17 protein-coding genes and 1 pseudogene are annotated in these 17,498 nt (G+C 68.9%); 4 read left to right on the top strand and 14 right to left on the bottom strand.

The genetic code is table 11. The annotated features are described in order from the left end of the window. Window positions 1–86: 86 nt before the first annotated feature. The 5 genes and pseudogenes from GA0070621_RS25200 to mqnC all read right to left on the bottom strand — a co-directional run bounded on the left by GA0070621_RS25200 (window position 87) and on the right by mqnC (window position 5,588). Window positions 87–1,361 (bottom strand): geranylgeranyl reductase family protein, encoded by a 1,275-nt coding sequence (locus GA0070621_RS25200; RefSeq protein ID WP_091202836.1) that lies wholly within the window; start codon window positions 1,359–1,361, stop codon window positions 87–89. Between the two features lie 134 nt (window positions 1,362–1,495). Then, window positions 1,496–1,714, bottom strand: coding sequence for a hypothetical protein (locus GA0070621_RS25195; protein ID WP_091200390.1), 219 nt, complete (start codon window positions 1,712–1,714; stop codon window positions 1,496–1,498). 91 nt (window positions 1,715–1,805) lie between these two features. Further along, window positions 1,806–2,516 (bottom strand): demethylmenaquinone methyltransferase, encoded by a 711-nt coding sequence (locus GA0070621_RS25190; protein WP_091202834.1) that lies wholly within the window; start codon window positions 2,514–2,516, stop codon window positions 1,806–1,808. A 92-nt stretch (window positions 2,517–2,608) separates the two neighbouring features. Then, window positions 2,609–3,873: pseudogene (locus GA0070621_RS25185) on the bottom strand (LPXTG cell wall anchor domain-containing protein). Window positions 3,874–4,397: 524 nt separating this feature from the next. Next, on the bottom strand, window positions 4,398–5,588 hold the full coding sequence (gene mqnC / locus GA0070621_RS25180; RefSeq protein ID WP_091200388.1) for a cyclic dehypoxanthinyl futalosine synthase: 1,191 nt from the start codon (window positions 5,586–5,588) through the stop codon (window positions 4,398–4,400). A gap of 179 nt (window positions 5,589–5,767) precedes the next feature. Here mqnC and GA0070621_RS25175 point away from each other — a divergent pair, with 179 nt between their 5' ends. Both GA0070621_RS25175 and GA0070621_RS25170 read left to right on the top strand, forming a co-directional pair. Further along, window positions 5,768–6,163, top strand: a complete 396-nt coding sequence (locus GA0070621_RS25175; protein ID WP_167667337.1) for a hypothetical protein — start codon at window positions 5,768–5,770, stop codon at window positions 6,161–6,163. A gap of 40 nt (window positions 6,164–6,203) precedes the next feature. Continuing rightward, window positions 6,204–6,731 (top strand): hypothetical protein, encoded by a 528-nt coding sequence (locus tag GA0070621_RS25170; protein ID WP_091200386.1) that lies wholly within the window; start codon window positions 6,204–6,206, stop codon window positions 6,729–6,731. A gap of 220 nt (window positions 6,732–6,951) precedes the next feature. Here GA0070621_RS25170 and paaE read toward each other — a convergent pair whose 3' ends face one another. The 5 genes from paaE to paaA all read right to left on the bottom strand — a co-directional run bounded on the left by paaE (window position 6,952) and on the right by paaA (window position 10,866). Further along, complete coding sequence (paaE, locus tag GA0070621_RS25165) at window positions 6,952–8,088, bottom strand: 1,2-phenylacetyl-CoA epoxidase subunit PaaE (protein WP_091200383.1); 1,137 nt, start codon at window positions 8,086–8,088, stop codon at window positions 6,952–6,954. Next, complete coding sequence (paaD, locus tag GA0070621_RS25160; protein WP_091202830.1) at window positions 8,085–8,561, bottom strand: 1,2-phenylacetyl-CoA epoxidase subunit PaaD; 477 nt, start codon at window positions 8,559–8,561, stop codon at window positions 8,085–8,087. Before paaD ends, paaE begins: the two co-directional genes overlap by 4 nt. A gap of 114 nt (window positions 8,562–8,675) precedes the next feature. After that, window positions 8,676–9,401, bottom strand: a complete 726-nt coding sequence (gene paaC / locus GA0070621_RS25155) for a 1,2-phenylacetyl-CoA epoxidase subunit PaaC (protein WP_091200381.1) — start codon at window positions 9,399–9,401, stop codon at window positions 8,676–8,678. Then, the gene (paaB, locus tag GA0070621_RS25150) at window positions 9,398–9,715 is read right to left on the bottom strand and encodes a 1,2-phenylacetyl-CoA epoxidase subunit PaaB (RefSeq protein ID WP_091202829.1); all 318 of its coding nucleotides are present in this window, start codon (window positions 9,713–9,715) and stop codon (window positions 9,398–9,400) included. Before paaB ends, paaC begins: the two co-directional genes overlap by 4 nt. An 80-nt stretch (window positions 9,716–9,795) precedes the next feature. After that, window positions 9,796–10,866, bottom strand: coding sequence for a 1,2-phenylacetyl-CoA epoxidase subunit PaaA (paaA, locus tag GA0070621_RS25145; protein ID WP_091200379.1), 1,071 nt, complete (start codon window positions 10,864–10,866; stop codon window positions 9,796–9,798). Window positions 10,867–11,231: 365 nt separating this feature from the next. Between paaA and GA0070621_RS25140 the strand changes: the two genes are divergently transcribed. Further along, window positions 11,232–12,224, top strand: a complete 993-nt coding sequence (locus tag GA0070621_RS25140; RefSeq protein ID WP_091200378.1) for a hypothetical protein — start codon at window positions 11,232–11,234, stop codon at window positions 12,222–12,224. Continuing rightward, window positions 12,224–13,162 carry a serine hydrolase gene (locus GA0070621_RS25135; protein WP_091200376.1) on the top strand — a complete coding sequence of 313 codons (939 nt, stop codon included), beginning with the start codon at window positions 12,224–12,226 and terminating at the stop codon, window positions 13,160–13,162. Before GA0070621_RS25140 ends, GA0070621_RS25135 begins: the two co-directional genes overlap by 1 nt. A 585-nt stretch (window positions 13,163–13,747) precedes the next feature. On the opposite strand, the gene GA0070621_RS29645 is transcribed toward GA0070621_RS25135, so the two are convergent. The 4 genes from GA0070621_RS29645 to GA0070621_RS25115 form a co-directional block, all read right to left on the bottom strand. Continuing rightward, on the bottom strand, window positions 13,748–14,161 hold the full coding sequence (locus tag GA0070621_RS29645; protein ID WP_157740049.1) for a hypothetical protein: 414 nt from the start codon (window positions 14,159–14,161) through the stop codon (window positions 13,748–13,750). 224 nt (window positions 14,162–14,385) lie between these two features. Then, a complete protein-coding gene (locus tag GA0070621_RS25125; protein ID WP_157740048.1) occupies window positions 14,386–15,552 on the bottom strand; it encodes a hypothetical protein in 1,167 nt (388 codons plus the stop codon). A gap of 13 nt (window positions 15,553–15,565) precedes the next feature. After that, on the bottom strand, window positions 15,566–16,405 hold the full coding sequence (locus tag GA0070621_RS25120) for a cysteine peptidase family C39 domain-containing protein (protein ID WP_157740047.1): 840 nt from the start codon (window positions 16,403–16,405) through the stop codon (window positions 15,566–15,568). A 113-nt stretch (window positions 16,406–16,518) separates the two neighbouring features. Beyond that, window positions 16,519–17,130: an AfsR/SARP family transcriptional regulator gene (locus GA0070621_RS25115; protein ID WP_167667332.1), complete on the bottom strand. Its 612-nt coding sequence runs from the start codon at window positions 17,128–17,130 to the stop codon at window positions 16,519–16,521. Window positions 17,131–17,498: the final 368 nt, after the last annotated feature.

Below are 17,498 nucleotides of genomic sequence, written 5' to 3'. Positions count from 1 at the left end.
ACACTATTCACGTCCCTCGTGACCTCGGTCGGCGGGGTCGATCTTTGTCCGTTCCGCGGGGCGACGGCGCCCCGTGGAACGGGGGTCTACACGGCTGGTGCCACCTTCGTCATCGCGTTGATGACCCGGTCCATCGCGTCCCCGCCCCGGGGGTCGGTCAGGTTGGCCAGCAGCTTGAGCACGAAGCGCATCAGCATCGGGTGCGGCATGCCGTGCTTGGTGGCGAGCCGCATGATCTCCGGACGGCCGATCAGCTTCACGAAGATCCCGCCGAGCCGGTAGTAGCCGCCGAAGCGGGCCTTCAACTCCTGCGGGTACGCCTGCAGCGCCCGCTCCCGCTCGGCGCCGGTGGACCGGGCGAGCGCCTGCACCGCCACCTCGGCGGCCAGCTCGCCGGACTCCATCGCGTACGCGATGCCCTCGCCGTTGAACGGGTTGACCATGCCGCCGGAGTCGCCGACCAGCAGCACTCCGCGCGTGTAGTGCGGCACCCGGTTGAAACCCATCGGCAGCGCGGCGCCGAGGATCGGCCCCTCCGCGTTGGTCTCGTCGGTCATCCCCCACTCCTCGGGGGTGTTGGCCAGCCAGTCGGTGAGCAGCCGCCGGTAGTTGGTCTTGCCGAAGGCGGCGGAGGAGTTGAGCACGCCCAGGCCGACGTTCACCCGGCCGTCGCCGAGGCCGAAGATCCAGCCGTAGCCGGGGAGCAGCGCGTCGTTGCCCTTGGCCCGCAGCTCCAGCCACGACTCGAGGTAGTCGTCGTCGTGCTTGGCGGGCGAGCGGTAGTAGCGGCGGACCGCGACGCCGATCGGCCGATCCTCCCGCTTGGCCAGGCCGAGGGCGAGCGGGAAGCGGCCGGAGACGCCGTCCGCGGCGACCACCAGCGGGGCGTGGAAGGCGGCCGGCTCCTTGTCCGGCCCCACCTCGGCCTGCACGCCGATCACCCGGTCGTCGGCGTCGAGCACCGGCCCGATCACGTTCACGCTGGTCTGCAGCTTCGCTCCGGCGGCGACGGCCTGCCGGGCGAGCAGGTCGTCGAAGTCGAGCCGGGTCCGGACCAGGCCGTAGTTGGGGAAGCTGGCCAGGTCGGGCCAGTCCAGTTCCAGGCGCACCCCGCCGCCGATCACCCGGAGGCCCTTGTTGTGCAGCCAGCCCGCCTCGGGCGAGGTGTCCACGCCCATCCGCACGAGCTGCCGCACGGCGCGGGGGGTGAGCCCGTCGCCGCAGACCTTCTCCCGGGGGAACTCGGTCTTCTCCAGCAGCAGCACGCGTACGCCGTGCCGCGCCAGGTGGTACGCGGTTGCCGATCCTCCGGGACCGGCGCCCACGACGATCACGTCGGCGTCGTTCTCCACCGCGGTCATCTGCGCCTCCTCCCGCATGCTCGTGAAATGCTTCACAAGCCGATCGGGTTGGAGTCTATGACCGGGGTTACACCGGTAACCGGTGAGGGGTACCTAACCTCGCGGAAACATGCCGGTAGGAGTCCACTTCAGCGTCACGGACGGGCCGACGCGGCTGGTCCGAGGCCGGCGTCGAGGCGGATGGTCTCGGGCAGGTGCTCGCGCAGCGCGCCACCGGCCGCCCGATCGAGCGCGGCGAGCACCTCGGCGACCACCTGACGGACGTCTGCGGGATCCGCGCCGGCCAGCTCCTTGAGCTGCGCGATGAGTTCCGCGGCATCGTCGTCCGTGGCCGCCTGCTGTGGTCCCGTCATGCGGGCGAGCCTACGGGACTAAATGGAACAAAAACGGATATTCACGAAAACGGGTGGTTTGGACCGGTGATCCCCGCGCCCGTCCCGGTCGTCAGTCCCGGACCGCCCGGTGCAGCGCGACAACGCCCCCGGTGAGGTTGCGCCAGCCCGCCCGGGCCCACCCCGCCGCGCCGATCCGCGCGGCGAGGGCCGCCTGGTCCGGCCAGGCCCGGATCGACTCGGCCAGGTAGACGTACGCGTCCGGGTTGCTGGAGACCGCCCGCGCCACCGCCGGCAGCGAGCGCATCAGGTACGACAGGTAGACCGTGCGGAACGCGGGGTTGACCGGAGTGCTGAACTCGCACACCACCAGCCGGCCGCCCGGCCTCGTCACCCGGGCCAGCTCGCGCAGCGCCGCGTCGGTGTCGTTCACGTTGCGCAGGGCGAAGGAGATGGTGACCGCGTCGAAGCTGGCGTCGGCGAAGGGCAGCCGCAGGGCGTCACCGGCCAGCAGCGGCACCTCCGGCCGGGTGCGCTTGCCGGCGTGCAGCATGCCCAGCGACAGGTCGGCGCCCACCGCGTACGCCCCGGAGTGGGCCAGTTCCTCGGTCGAGACGCCGGTGCCCGCGCCCACGTCCAGCACCCGCTCGCCGGGTCGCAGCCCGAGCGCCTCGCGGGTGGCCCGCCGCCAGAACCGGTCCTGCCCGAAAGAGAGAACGGTGTTGGTCAGGTCGTAACGGGCGGCCACGCCGTCGAACATCGCGGCGACCTCGTGCGGCTGCTTGTCCAGGCTGGCGCGCTGGCCCTGCGGGGTACGGCTCACCCCTCCACTCTGCCAGCCGCTCGCCGACCGACGGCCCTCGGGTACGGCGAGGGCGGGCCGGTCGCCCACCCCGCTCCTCGTCCGTCCCACGATCAGTCCTCGGACGTCGCGTCGGCCGGCGGCACCAGCACCACCCGGCGTCGGCGCGACAGGAACAGCAGCGCCCCGCCGGCCAGCAGCACGGCCGCGCCGATCCCGGCGATCAGCCCGACCTGCACACCGGTCACCGGCAGGCCACCGCCGGAGCCACCGTCGCCGCCCCCGGTGCCCGGGGTCGGGGTCACGCTCGGCTGGCCGCTCGGGCTCGGCTGCGCCGTACCGGTCGGGGTCGGCGTGGGCGTCGGCGTGCCGCTCGGGTCCGGGCTGGGCTCGGCCGACAGGTCGACGAAGCCTCGAAGGTGGTGTGGTTGTCCAGCTCGTCGACCTCCGCGAAGGCCTTCCGTTGCGCCTTGCCGGCCACCCGGGGCTCCACCTCCGGCTGGCCCACGACGCGGTCCAACCCGTACGCGAAGAGGTCGCCCTCGTGCAGCACCGGCTCGGTGACCTCGGTGCCGACCCGGACCTTGACGTCGGCGGTGTAGTACTGGCCCGGCTGGAGCACCACGCCGTCGTCCTCGCAGAGCGCCTGCGCCTTGCCGAGGATCTCCTGCCGCACGCAACTCTCCGGCAGGTCCACGAAGCTGACCCCGGCCGGCAGGGTGAGCCCGTAGAAGACGCCGGTGGCCGGGCGGCTGCCGGCGTTGTAGACCGCCCAGTCCAGTGGCACCGTCACGCCGCGCCGGACCGGCTTCAGGTCGGGCTCGTCCTGCCGGGCGCCGTCGACCACCACGTTGTCCTGGATGTCCTGCACCCAGGCGGTGAGGTCGTAGCCGGGCCGGGTCACCTGGATCGGCACGTCGACGATCTCGTCGGCGGTGTTCGGCTGGGGGGTGACGGTGCCGACGCCGACGGTCAGCACGCCGCCGTCGCCCCTGCCGCCCATGCTGAACAACGGGACGCCGAAGTCCTCGCTGGTGCCGGCGGGGAGGTCGCCCAGGCGGCAGTCGTAGAACTGGCTGGACACGACCCGGCAGCCGTCCGGCACCAGGAAGCCGACGCGCTTCGGCTTGAGCTGGTCGACCTTCACCCGGACGCTGACATCCTTCGCCGTGGCCGTGCCGACGTTGGTGACGGTGAACTTGAACGGCTTGGCCTGGGCCGCCTCGACGCCCCTGGCGAGGCTGGTGCTGATCGGGACGAGGACGAGGTCGGGCAGGTCGGCCGCCTGGGCCGGCGTGCCGACCGCGGTCAGTCCGCCGACCGCGAGCAGCGCCGCGGCGCCGGCGCGCGCCAGCGCCGGGCGGTGGTAGAAGGTCATGGATCCCCCGGGATAGGGAGGTACGACGGTTGCGGTACGAAGGGACGCTACCGGAGCGACGTAACGCCACGCCAGAACCGCGTCGCCGCATTTCGTCCGTCCTCAACGGAGCGGAGACAGCGAGGGCGGGATGGTGACCCATCCCGCCCTCGACTGCCGTGCGTTATGTGAACGGCCCTCACGAGCCGATGGAGGACGACCGGCGGACCCGCCGGTCCCGCAAGATCATGGTGGCGGTTCACCCCGTACGAGGAACGAAACGGGGACGAGCGGGCACGTTAGCGGCCCACGATCACCCACGCCACCCCACGCGCCGGCGCTTCACCACCTGCGCGGCTGAGCACCACCCGGGGATTGCCCGAATTGATGCCTCTTGTTGTGGCGAGCACCGGGCCACGCTCCCGTGAACGGGCACCGGAAACCAGCCCCGCGACGATCGCGTAGTGGCCGTTCGGCCGACCGGGATCGCCGAGCCGGCCGGTCACCAGACGTACGGCGGGCGTCGCGGGGAGCGACGAAGCGACTCAGTTGACCTCGACGAGCGGCAGCGACTTCCCGGCCCCGCCACCGGGCAGGGCGATCGAGGAGAAGTGCGAGACCACCCGCTCGTCGGTCGGGTCGTCGGCCGGCGTCCGGTGCACCGCGAGCCGGTTGTAGAGGGTGTCCCGCTGCGCCGGGATCCGGTCGGCGGAACGGATCATGCCGATCAGCTCGTGCAGGTTGGACCGGTGCCGGGCGCCGGCCGAGGAGATGACGTTCTCCTCCAGCATGATCGAGCCGAGGTCGTCCACGCCCATGTGCAGCGCGAGCTGGCCGACGTCCTTACCGGTGGTCAGCCAGGACGCCTGGAGGTGCGGCACCGTCTCGAAGAACAGCCGGGCCACCGCGACCAGCCGCAGGTATTCCATGGTGGTCGCCTGGGTACGGCCCTTGAGGTGGTTGTTCTCCGGCTGGTACGTCCACGGGATGAACGCCCGGAAGCCACCGGTGCGCTCCTGCACGTCACGGATCATCCGCAGGTGCTCGATCCGCTCGGCGTTGGTCTCGCCGGTGCCCATCATCATGGTCGCGGTCGATTCGAGACCCTGCCGGTGCGCCAGCTCCATGACCTCCAGCCAGCGTGCGCCCGACTCCTTCAGCGGGGCGATCGCCTGGCGCGGCCGGTCCGGCAGCATCTCGGCGCCGGCGCCGGCGATCGAGTCCAGCCCGGCGGTCTTGATCCGGGCGATGGCCTCGTCCAGGCTCACCCCGGAGACCTTGGCCATGTGCAGGATCTCGCTCGGCCCGATCGAGTGGATGGCGAGCTGCGGGTACGCCTTCTTGACCGCCGAGAACAGCTCCTCGTAGTACTCCACCCCGTAGTCCGGGTGGTGGCCGCCCTGGAGCATCACCTGGGTCGCGCCCAGTTCCACCGCCTCGCCGCAGCGGCGCAGGATCTCCTCGGTGGGGTGGGTCCAGCCCTCCTTGTGCTTGGGCGCGCGGTAGAAGGCGCAGAACTTGCACGCCGTCACGCAGACGTTCGTGTAGTTGATGTTGCGGTCGATCAGGTACGTGACGATGTTGTCCGGGTAGCGCCGTCGGCGCACCGCGTCCGCCGCCTCGCCCAGCGGGTGGAAGGGCGCCTCGGTGTAGAGCAGCAGGGCCTCCTCGGGCGCGATCCGCCCGCCGTCCGCGCCGCGCTGCAGGATGTCGTCGATCTCCCGGCTCACCGTCACGCCCCGAGCCTACGTCGCCTAGGGCGCACGTCGCCGTGCCGGGCCTACCGATGTGACCCACAGCCGCGTTCGGACATATCCGCAAGATCAAAATAAATAATTAGCGCCCGATTGACAAGATGTGCGAACGGACGTCACTATCTTGCTGGAACATCCATCGATGCCAGTGGAGGCGGGACGTGAGCGAGATGGACACCGCTCCGGGCATTGCCGCCCGGTGCCGAGCCGACGGCGGCCTAACGGAAGCGACCCTCGGTGAGTTACGGGACGAGTTGGGTTACCGAAAGCTCGGCCGCTGGGTCCTGGCGGAGATCGCCGAAACACTCAAGGCGACCGGCCTCGGCTTCTTCCCTTCGCACCGGCTCAACGCCGAACTGAACACCGAGCCACGCCAGTGGCAGACGGTCTGGATCTACGCCCGGGACGGCGGCTCCCGGGCACGAGTGATCGACGCCGTGCTCCAGCCCGACGACTGCGACGTCCGAGCGGAACTCGACGTCATCGGCACCAAAAACCTGGCTGCACTGACCCCTCAGCAGAGGCTCGATCGAATCAAAGAAATCGTCGACGCCTGACCCGAGTCCCTCGGCCGCAACAGGTAAGGTCCGCCGCTCCGTGACTGCGCACGTCTTCGTGGACGAGACCAAAGAGCGGGGACTTCTCATCGCCGCCGTGGTCGTGCTCCCGGGTGACCTGACCGCTGCGCGCCGATCGATTCGCGATCTAATCCTGCCCGGCCAACGCCGCATCCACTTTCACAAGGAGAGGGACGACCGGCGCCGCCAGATCATCGACGCCGTTCTCGCCCTGTCCGCCCACGCCGTCATCTTCGACGCCAAAGATCACCGACACGCCAGGGCAGCTCGCGAAGCATGCCTCATCGAGCTCGTGGAGCACGCAGCGAAGATTGGCGCGTCTCGTCTCGTCCTGGAACGCGACGACTCGACCTTCCGGGCCGATCAGCGCCTACTCTTCGAGCAGGTCAGGAAGTGTGGGGCGGACGGCACACTCCGTTACGACCAGCTACGCGCTCACGAAGAGTGCCTACTGGCCATACCCGACGCGCTGGCCTGGTGCTGGGCCAAAGGCGGGCGATGGAAGGATTCCATACGTCGCATGGTCAGTGAGTCGCGGCAGGTCTGATGGGCTGAGACAGCGCGAGACCCGGCTCACCCACCGTCCGGAAGGCTGCCGGGTCCACTTCCATGGAGCTACTGCCCCTGGCCATTGCAGGCTACCCCTGTCCGGAGCTTCCGGACAAGACAATGCGATCCCCCTGCCCGACCGCTCGGTCCGGCGAACCGGCCCACGAACTCCCGGTTCGCGCGGGTGTCCTGCTCCCCGGAGCTGATCCTCGCGGCAGTCACGCGTCGTAGTCGACGGTGAGCGTGTCCGTCACCGGGCTCGACTGGCAGGTGAGGACGTATCCGGCGGCCAACTCGTCCGGCTCCAGGGCGTAGTTGCGGGCCATGGTCACCTCGCCGGAGACCACCTTCGCCTTGCAGGTCGAGCAGACCCCGCCCTTGCAGGCGTACGGCAGCTCGCCGCGGACCTTCAGCGCCGCGTCCAGCACCCGCTCGTCCCGCCCCATCGTGAAGCTGGACGAACGCCCGTCGAGCACGATCGTCACCTCGGCGCCGGCGCCCGGCTCGGCGGTCGGACGACGGACCGGCTCCGGCGGGGCGTCGACGTGGAACAGTTCGGTGCGCACCGCCGAATCCGGCAGGCCCCGGGCGGTGAGCAGCGCCTTGGCGTCCACCACCATCCCGTACGGGCCGCAGAGGAACCACTCCTCGATGGCGTCGCCGGGGACGACGGTGTCCAGCAGCCGGGTCAGCCGCTCGGTGTCGATCCGCCCGGAGAGCAGCGGCGACTCGCCCTGCTCGCGGGAGAGCACGTGCACCAGGTGCAGCCGGGTCGGATACCGGTCCTTCAGGTCGGCCAGCTCCTCGGCGAACATCACCGAGTTCGCGGTGCGGTTGCCGTACACCAGGGTGAAGGTGCTGGCCGGCTCGACGGCCAGCGCGGTCGCGACCAGCGAGAGCACCGGGGTGATCCCGGAGCCGGCGACCACCGCGCCGTAGTGCCGGACCCGGTCCGGCGCGAACGCCGTGGTGAAGTGCCCGAGCGGGGGCAGCACCTCGACGGTGTCGCCGTCGCGCAGCGCACCGCAGGCGTACGCGGAGAAGGCGCCCCCGGGGATCTCCCGCACCCCGATCCGCAGCCGGCCGTGCCGGGCCAGCTCCTCCGGGGTCGAGCAGATCGAGTACGACCGCCGCACGTCCTCCCCGCCGGGACCGGCGGAGCCGGTGAGCCCGCCTCCGGCGGGACGCCGGACCGTGAGGTGCTGGCCGGCGGAGAACGCGAAGGTCTCCCGCAGTTCCTCCGGTACGCCGAAGGTGATCGCCACGGCGTCGTCGGTGAGCCGGTCGACGGCGACGACGGGCAGCGGGTGGAAGGCCGGCCGGCGACGGACCGGTCGGGTGATGGTGACAGTCACAGCGCCTTCAGGTGGTCGAAGGGTTCGGAGCAGGAGCGGCAGCGCCACAGCGCCTTGCACGCGGTGGAGCCGAAGCGGCTGACCTGTTCGGTGTCCGGGGAGCCACAGCGTGGGCAGCGGACGGCGAGGGTCAGCGACACGACGTTGCCCGCCCGGGTCGGAGCGGGCGGGGCGATCCCGGCGGCGGCGAGCTTGGCCCGGCCGCGCTCCGAGATCCAGTCCGTGCTCCAGGCCGGGGCGTGCACCGTACGGATCTCGGCGTCCGGGTGACCGGCGGCGGCCAGCGCCCGGCGGATGTCGGCGCGGATCACGTCCATCGCCGGGCAGCCGGTGTAGGTGGGGGTGATGGTGACGAGCACCCGGCCGGTCGCCGGGTCCTCGTCGACCGAGCGGAGGATGCCCAGCTCGTCGATGGTGATGACCCGGATCTCCGGGTCCACCACCGCCGCCACGGCCTCCCTCGGGTCACTCACCAGCGCCACCTTTCGTTCGCGACTGCGGGGCTCCGCTTCGCTGCACTCCTCGCGCTCACCAGCGCCACCTTTCGTTCGCGACTGCGGGGCTCCGCTTCGCTGCACTCCTCGCGCTCACCAGCGCGCTCCCGGGTGGGCGCGGTGCAGGACCTGCATCTCGGCCAGCAGGTACGAGAGGTGCTCGGTGTGCACGCCGTCCCGGCCGCCACCCGGCGTCCAGCCGTCCGCCGGCCTGGTCAGCGTCGCCTCGGCCAGCACGGCGTCGACGCAGGTGTCGAAGTCGGCCCGCAGGGTGGCCGGGTCGACCGGCGCCGCCGGGGCCGCCGCGAACAGCTCATGGGTGTACGGCCACACCTGCTCGACCGCGGCCTGCATCCGGCGGTGCGACTCCTCGGTGCCGTCGCCGAGCCGCTTCACCCAGAGCGACGCGTGGTCCAGGTGGTACGCGGACTCCTTGCGGGCCTTCGCGCCGATCGCGGCGAGCCGCTCGTCGCCGCACCCGGCCAGCGCGGTGTAGAGCGGAAGCTGGTACGCGGCCAGGAAGAACAGCTTCGCCATGGTGACCGCGAAGTCGCCGTTGGGCAGCTCGACCAGGAGACAGTTGCGGAACTCCCGGTCGTCGCGGAGGTACGCCAGCGCGTCCTCGTCCCGGCCGGCGCCCTCCAGTTCGCCCGCGTACGTGAGCAGGAGGCGGGCCGCGCCGAGCTGGTCGAGGGCGATGTTCGCCAGCGCGATGTCCTCCTCCATCTCCGGCGCGTGTGAGGTCCACTCGCCGAGCCGCTGCGCCGCGACCAGCGCGTCGTCGCCGAGGCCGAGGGTGTAGTCGAAGAGGCTGGTCACAGGTGGGCCACCCCGTCCGGCACCGGGTAGAAGGTGGGGTGGCGGTAGACCTTGTCGGCGGCCGGGTCGAAGAAGGCGTCCTTCTCGTCCGGGCTGGACGCGGTGATCGCGCTCGTCGGCACCACCCAGATGGAGACGCCCTCCTGGCGGCGGGTGTAGAGGTCCCGGGCGTTACGCAGGGCCAGCTCGGCGTCGGGGGCGTGCAGGCTGCCGACGTGGGTGTGCGACAACCCGCGCCGGGCCCGCACGAAGACCTCCCACAGAGGCGAAGGATCGCTCGCGCCGATCCGAGGCAAAGGATCGCCCGCGCCGATCCGAGGCGATGGATCGCCCGCGCTGAGCCGTGGCGATGGATCGCTCGCGCTGAGCCGATCGGTTCGCTCGCTACGTTCGCTCACGCCGCCACCTTCTCCTTCTGCTTCTCCGCCCGCTTCGCGGCGTACGCCGCGGCGGCCTCGCGTACCCAGGCGCCCTCGTCGTGGGCGCGGCGCCGGTGTGCCATCCGCTCCCGGTTGCACGGCCCGTTGCCCTTGATCACCCGCATCAGCTCGTCGTAGTCCGGCTGGGTGTAGTCGTACGCCTGCCGCTCTTCGTTCCAGCGCAGGTCGGGGTCGGGCAGGGTGAGCCCGAGGATCTCGGCCTGCTGCACGCACATGTCGACGAAGCGCTGGCGCAGTTCGTCGTTGGAGAACCGCTTGATCTTCCAGGCCATCGACTGGGTGGAGTGGGTCGAGTCCCCGTCCGGCGGGCCGAACATCGCCAGCGACGGGTACCACCAGCGGTCCAGCGCGTCCTGGGCCATCGCCTTCTGCGCCGGGGTGCCGTGAGCCAGGGTGTGCAGGATCTCGTAGCCCTGGCGCTGGTGGAACGACTCCTCCTTGCAGACCCGGATCATCGCCCGGGCGTAGGGGCCGTAGGAGCAGCGGCACAGCGGCACCTGGTTGACGATCGCCGCGCCGTCGACCAGCCAGCCGATCGCGCCCACGTCCGCCCAGGTCAGGGTCGGGTAATTGAAGATCGAGCTGTACTTCTGCCGGCCGTTCAGCAGCAGCTCCACCAGCTCGTCCCGGCTGACGCCCAGCGTCTCGGCCGCGGCGTAGAGGTAGAGGCCGTGGCCGGCCTCGTCCTGCACCTTGGCCAACAGGATCGCCTTGCGCTTGAGGGAGGGCGCCCGGCTGATCCAGTTCCCCTCCGGCTGCATGCCGATGATCTCGGAGTGCGCGTGCTGGGCGATCTGCCGGATCAGTGTCTTCCGGTACGCCTCCGGCATCCAGTCGCGCGGTTCGATCTTCTGATCGGCGGCGATCACGTCCGTGAAGTAAGCGTCGAGGTCGTCGTCCGGGGCGGGCCCGCCGTGCCGGGCGCGGGCGGCCGCCTCGCGCAGGGCCGCCTCCGCCGCCTCCACCTCGCCGAGCAGGCCACCGCCCGGACCGTCCTCCGGCGGGGCGAAGTCGTTGCCATACATGAGGCCAGTGTTACAGCTCCCGCCCAATGACACCAGAGGGTGTAACAGGTTTCCGATGCCACCTTCCGTCACCTGATGACCGCTTCCAGTGATAAGCCACGACCAGCGCGTCGCTGTGACGTCGGCCACTTATCGGCCGCGAATCCTCTCAAGGGCGGCACAACAGTCGATTACCCCGCCATCACGGCGAGTTGCCAGGTGCCAAGTTCTGGTGTCCGGCCTGTCCGGAAGTAGACTTCCCCCGGCACACCGATCGGCTGCTGACGATCGCCACCGACTCCAGGCCTCCCCCGGCCTCGGCGATCAGGCCGAACCAATTCGGAAAAGCCGGTCCCCCCGGCCAGACATCTGGAGTTCACCCACTCATGCGACATCGCGTGATCATGGTGCTCGCCATCGTGACCGTCCTCCTCGGTGGCGTCATGCTGGTGCCCGCCGCGTACGCCCGCCTCTCCGGCGGCGACACCCTCGCCAGCATCGGCGGCATCGGCGGCGGGGAGAAGGTGCCCGCCCCCGCGCCCACGCCGCCGCCCCCGCCCACCCTGGCCGCCGGCCCGGTCTCGGTCGACTTCAAGGGAGAGTTCTTCTCCTGGGCCCTGATGGACCGGAAGACCGGCGAGATCAGCGGCGCCAAGAACATGGGCAAGACCAGCTCTACCGAGTCGATGCTCAAGACCTGGATCGTCTCCGACTATCTGCGCCAGCTCGGGCCCGACAAAGAGCCGACCACGGCGCTGAAGCAGGCGGCGAGCCTCGCCATCCGAGACAGCAACGACGACGCCGCCAACAAGGTCTACGCGGCGGCCGGAGGGTCCTACAAGGTGCAGCCGGGCGGCAAGCCGGACCCGGTCATCCAGCGGGCCATCAAGATCTGCGGCCTCACCGACACCAAGCGCGGCAACGTGCCCGGGTACGAGGGTTGGTGGAGCTTCACCCAGATGTCCCCCGAGGACGCGGTCCGACTCGGTGACTGCATCGCCGACGGAAAGGCCGCTGGCCCGACGTGGACCAAGTGGGTCCTCGACGAGATGAGCAAGGTCCGCGGCAGCGTCAAAACTCAGCAGCGCAAGTCCGGCGGCGGCAAGTGGGGCATCATTGACGGCCTGCCGGCCGAGATCAAGGCGCAGGGCCCGGTGAGCATCAAGAACGGGTGGACGTCGCTCATCTACGACGGGAACTGGCATGTCAATTGCCTGGCCGTCACCGACAAGTGGAGCCTGGCGGTGATGATGCGCTACCCAGATGGCAGCGGCCTCGAGTACGGCGCGAAGGTCTGTGCCAGCGTGGCCACCCAGTTGGTGACCCCGCAGCCCGGCGCCGCGCTCAAGGTGCCGCAGCAGCCGATCGGGAAGCTCTGATGAGCGGCAAGCGACGCCGGCCGGGCAGCCATCACGGCCCGGTGATGTTCAGCGCCATCGCGATCACCCTGGTCGGGCTGGTGCTCGTCTCGCTCCGGCTGATGCCCGGCTCCCCGCTGCACCCCACCACCACCTCGCACCAGGCCGTCGCGAGTGGCCGGTCCACGGGTACGCCCACCGACCGCAGCTCCCGCGCCCAGCCGACGCCCTCCCCGTCGCCGTCGCTGGAGCCGCTGCCGTTCACCGCGCAGGACCTCGACAGCCTCGACATCAAGGGCTGGTACTCCTGGGCCGTGCTGGACAAGCGCACCGGGAAGGTCATCGGCTCGAAGAACATGGCCGAGACCAGCACCACCGCCTCGCTGATCAAGGCCTGGGTGGTCGCCGACTACCTCCGCCTGAGCGCCGCGGCGGGGAAGACCCCGAGCGACGTCAAGCTGGCCGAAGCCACGAAGATCATCCGGGACAGCGACAACACCCTCGCCGAGCAGTTCTACAACAGCGTGGGCCGGGCCGAGTCGATCAAGCGGCTGATCAAGACGTGTGGGCTGACCGACAGCAAGGTCGCCAGCGACGGCGGCTGGAGCCGGACCAACCTGTCCCCACGGGACACCGCCCGGCTCGGCCTCTGCATCGACGACGGCCGCGCCGCCGGGCCGAAGTGGACCAAGTGGCTGATCAACGAGATGCGGCTGGTCCGCGGCACCGGCGACTTCGGCATCCGCAAGGCGTTCCCGGCCGCCGAGCAGAAGACCATCGCCATCAAGAACGGGTGGATCAACCGGGACCGCGAGCGGGAGATGCACATCAACTGCCTGGCCATCGGCGACACCTGGACGATGGGCGTGATGGTCCGCTACCCGGTCAACATCGGGTGGGAGTACGGCATGAAGAACTGCGAGCGGATCACCGAGGCGCTGCTGCGCCCGGCCAGCTGACCAGGACGCGGAGGACGGGACCTGAGTTCGGGGTGCCTCTTGCTGTGGTGCCACGCGGCGTCACCGAACCGGCTGCCGGCTCGGCGACGCCGCGCAGGGTCATCAATATGCGAGTTGCCCGGTGATCAGACCCCCCGCTTGGCCTTGAATGTAGATATAGAACTTCGTGCCGTCATAAACGTTGGTGGCGATGGTCTTCCACGTACCCGTCGAGGAGAACCACGTGTAGTAGTTGCATGGATTAGAGCTCGAGTTGAACATGACGCATACGCCCACCGAATACTGGCGAGAGTACTGGACGCCGGTCAACTTAAAGTTGATGTCGGCACAGCGAGACGAGGTGGTGTAGGGCCCGCGCGTCCCACGCCAATCGTCCGCATCAGCCTGGTTGTAGGAGACCGACACAGCGCCGTCGTAACATGAGGTCGCGGCAGACGCTGGGGTAGTCGCCAAGACTAGGGACGACGCGAGTCCGACAAGCATCGTACCGAGGGCCGCAATCGCCTTCGTGGAAAACCTCATTGAGCCGCTCCTCCTTGTTCCCATGTCTGTCAGGACGCGAAATTCGCCTCGCGCTTGATCTTCTTAGTACGCCAGTAGTCCAGACGGACTGCCACCGTCTCCGTTGAAAAGCGAGACGTAGAACTTCGTGCCGTCCTTTACGTTCGTTGCGATCACATGCCAAGAACCGTCCGCCACCACAGTCTGGTAGTTACACGGATTGGTGGCCGAACCAAACCGGACGCAGGCCGAGTTAGCGGTGGATTGGCTGGTTTGCTTGATGTTGATGTCCGCACATCGCGAGCTTGCGTAGTAGGGGCCGAGAGTCGCCGCGCTATTCAGCCCCATTAGCCCGGCACTCCAGCTCACCGCACCGCCATAACAGGTAGCAGCGAGCGCAGGAGCGGCCGGAAGGACGGCCGCCGAGACGGCCCCGACCAGCGTACTCAGCGCAAACCCACCCACGCGCCGCCGGATCCTGTTGTTGGTCATTGCCATCGCCACCTTCTCCATCGGTTAAAGACCGGCGCGGGCACCGGACAAGGTCACCAGCCCCGCAACCGACGTCGATCAGTACACAACTAACCCGTAGATCGGGCTGCCACCGTTGCCATTAGGACGGGAAAGCATTACAGCCTCCTAGCCGAGCAACAGATGTTCCGGAAGAGACGCTGGTACTCAGCCTCAGCCTCACCCGCATACCATCGGCAGAGGGAGGACGGTCAGGGCTGGGCGCACCCCGGCAGCCGAGGTAGCATGTCGGCACGGACCACGATCTGCGGCGAGCCCTGTCCACGCCCGGCTGGCGCCAGCCCGACCTGGAGCACCTTGCCCCAGGTGTTGTTCGAGCCGTACTGCTGGGTGATCTGGGCATAGCCGCCGGTGCGCAGGTCAAGCGCGTACTGCGCCTCAGAGTTGTCCCAGCTGACGATGTCACCGGAGACGTGCGCCCGCTGGAGTGCGAGGCCCTGGGGAGAGGTAAGCAACTCGACCGGCGCGGCCCAACCTCGACGCCACACCTTGAGTCGGGTCCAGCTCTCACTGCTCCATACAAACGTCTCGTCGTCGCCGTACATCACATCTGGCGCGCTGATGTCGCGCAGCGGCGCGGGCAGGTCGACCGGCTTGCCCGTATCGAACGAGACCGCACGGAGCCGGGTCGGCGCACCCTCGGTCAGCGATTCCGGCCAGACCAGCAAATCGCCAAAACGGACGGGGTAGCTGTACTGCCCTCGAGAGATGACCCTGTCCCGTTTTTCAACCGCCGAGTAGAGGTGGAGGGCCGCATCTTTCTGCCCGGTCCCCTGCACCCAGGCGACCCTGCCGCGATGCGCGACCAGGTAATTGAACGGTCCGGGGGCGCTCGCGCCGTCCGGCATGCTCACGGATTGGCCAATCTTGACGGGAGCTCGTCGGGTTTGTGAGTCCCAGAGGTAGATGCTCCACTTGTTGAAGTCGCGGTAGGACCAGGTGACGACGTACGCGAGATACCGACCATCGAAGGCGGCGAACTCACCGACCTGCGCTTCACCCTCGGCCGGAAAGCTCTGGATGACGGTCCGGCGGCGCTCTGGGCCAGCCAGCTCAATCAGTTCCCGCCGGCGCTTGGGCTCGACGGCGAAGGCGTAGAGCAGTCGGCCGTCCGCACTGCCGCTCGCCAGCTGCAGTTGCTCCCCCGGCCGTCCGACCACCCGGCCCTGGTCGAAGGCCTGCTGCCAGTTCGCCGGCAGCTTGACCGGGCAGAACCGGGATGCTAACTGCCCGTTCTCCCCCGCGTCGGCAGTAGACGGTGCTTTGCCACTGGTCGCAGCGGCAGAAGAAGTGTGCCCATCGCCGGAGGGCCGTGCTGGCGAGCACCCGATGGTGCTCGCCAGCGCGAGCGCGCTCATGAGGACGGCACGTCTACCAGACGTAACCACGCCCACCCATGATCACCACAATCGTATCCGAGGACATGTTGGAGTACTTCGGCACCTGACTGCCCCAGCTCACCGAGGACGAGCCGGACGCGGGGTCCGCATAGTTGGTGCCGTCGCCGTAGTTGCTGTAGCCGTAAATCGTGAACCAGTGGAAAATGTTGCTGTTCGGGTGGCCAACCAGATGAGGACCGCCGGTCACCTCGTAGGCATCGCCTACCGTGGCCCAGTTGTTCTTGGTGTTGTTGTAGATCCGAATCTTGTAGTTCGACTTGTCCGTAGTGGACGGGCTGCCAGACAGGGCGACCGAGGCGTAGTTGGCCCCGTAGGCCCCAAGGTAGGAGTCAAGCGCGTTCTCCATCGGATATGTTCCGTCGTACCATGCGGTACCGTCCGTGGTGGTGCCCAACTTGCTGGCAAGCGTGGTCTGGGTGGCCGGGGACGCGATTCGCACCCGCAGGGCCGTCCGCAATGCGGACGGACCACACCAGTAGCCCCGCTCCTGCGGATATTGCAAGACGTTACTCACGCTTCCGTTTGCCGGCACACCACAGAGCTCAGGGATGCACAGAGTCCCCATGGTCCCGCCGTCGCGCTTCTGCTGCATCTCGTTCCAGCTCGCACGCGCCGCTCGGTCCTTGGCGGCCAGATCTGCGGCAGCCTTGCCCGACAGTGGGGGCGGTGTCGGCTCGGTGTCGAGCGCGGCCCGCAGCTCTGCCAGGGCCTCGCCGGAGAGAGAGTCCGGGGCCGCAGCAGCCGAACCGCTATGGGCCGCCTGCGCCGGCACATGCAGCCCGATGACAACCACTGCGGCGAACGTGGTCACCGCCGAGACGCGCAGAATTCTGTGTACCATTGATGTCGCTCTCACATGCCCTCCTTCGTAGCGGGTGAGACCGGTGGCTGCGGCCCGTCCGCCGCATCCACCGAGCATGGCTTTCAGCCTCCATCGAGCCCGCATGTGGTCCGCATATCGCGACCTTCGGTAGCGACGTCAGGGGGCCGGGCGATCGAACCCGAGCTGGACGTGACAAACGACGAGATCGACTCGCCGCGAAGGATCGCCAGGCGCAGCCGCTGTACCGACGGATGAGGGTCGATGCCCAACTCGGCACGAAGGATCCGCCGCAATCGCTCGAATGCAGCCAGCGCGCCCGGGGTGTCGTTGCAGAGATAACGCGCCTGCATGAGGACTTCCCATCCAGGCTCCCGCAGCGGGTGCCACAGCGTGTGCTCCGCCATGTCCACCACCACGCATCCCGCTTCGCCGAGTGCCAGCCGTACCCGAGCCAGGTCTTCCACGACCGCCGCGCGCTGGTCCTCAAGATCGGCTAACGCGGCGACGAGGCGACCACCAGGTAGACCCGGCTCCAGGGTCGCGGACCCGGGCCAGAGGTCGAGAGCACCAGAGAAGGCAGCTGCCGCCTGCTGAATTGCGCCAAGCCGCAACTGAACACGCCCCTCCCGGGCCGCTCGCCTAAAGGAAAGCAAGTCCAGTTTTTCCACCGGCGCCATCAGGCCATAGCCAGCAGCGCCGCGATGACTGCTCACCAGCCCTCCGGCCAGACCTTTGTCAACTGACGAAACGAACCTGCGCAGCGATGTGGCGTAACTTCTCAAGTTGGCCCTAGCGGAGCTTGGCGGCGCGCTCCAAAGCAGGTCAATGAGATGGTCCAGAGGTACCGTCCGACCCACGTTGATCACGAGCGCGCGAAGCAGCTCACGGACCATCGCCCCGGGTGGCCTTCTCGCCGCACCATTCGGGCCAACCACCTGTGTGGCGCCAAGCACCCGAAAATGTGCACCTTTCAACATCCCCCGTGGTCACCCCTCATTCAGATCTCAGCAAGCATCACATCGGGGATCTTCGCTGGGTTCAGCTTAGCCGCAGCCATGCTACGGGCGGGGTTGACAAATGG

This window comes from Micromonospora narathiwatensis (genome assembly GCF_900089605.1).
Taxonomy (GTDB): Bacteria; Actinomycetota; Actinomycetes; order Mycobacteriales; family Micromonosporaceae; genus Micromonospora; species Micromonospora narathiwatensis.
Note: the sequence above shows the minus strand (reverse complement) of the source record. Positions and strands in the feature narration are given on the sequence as shown.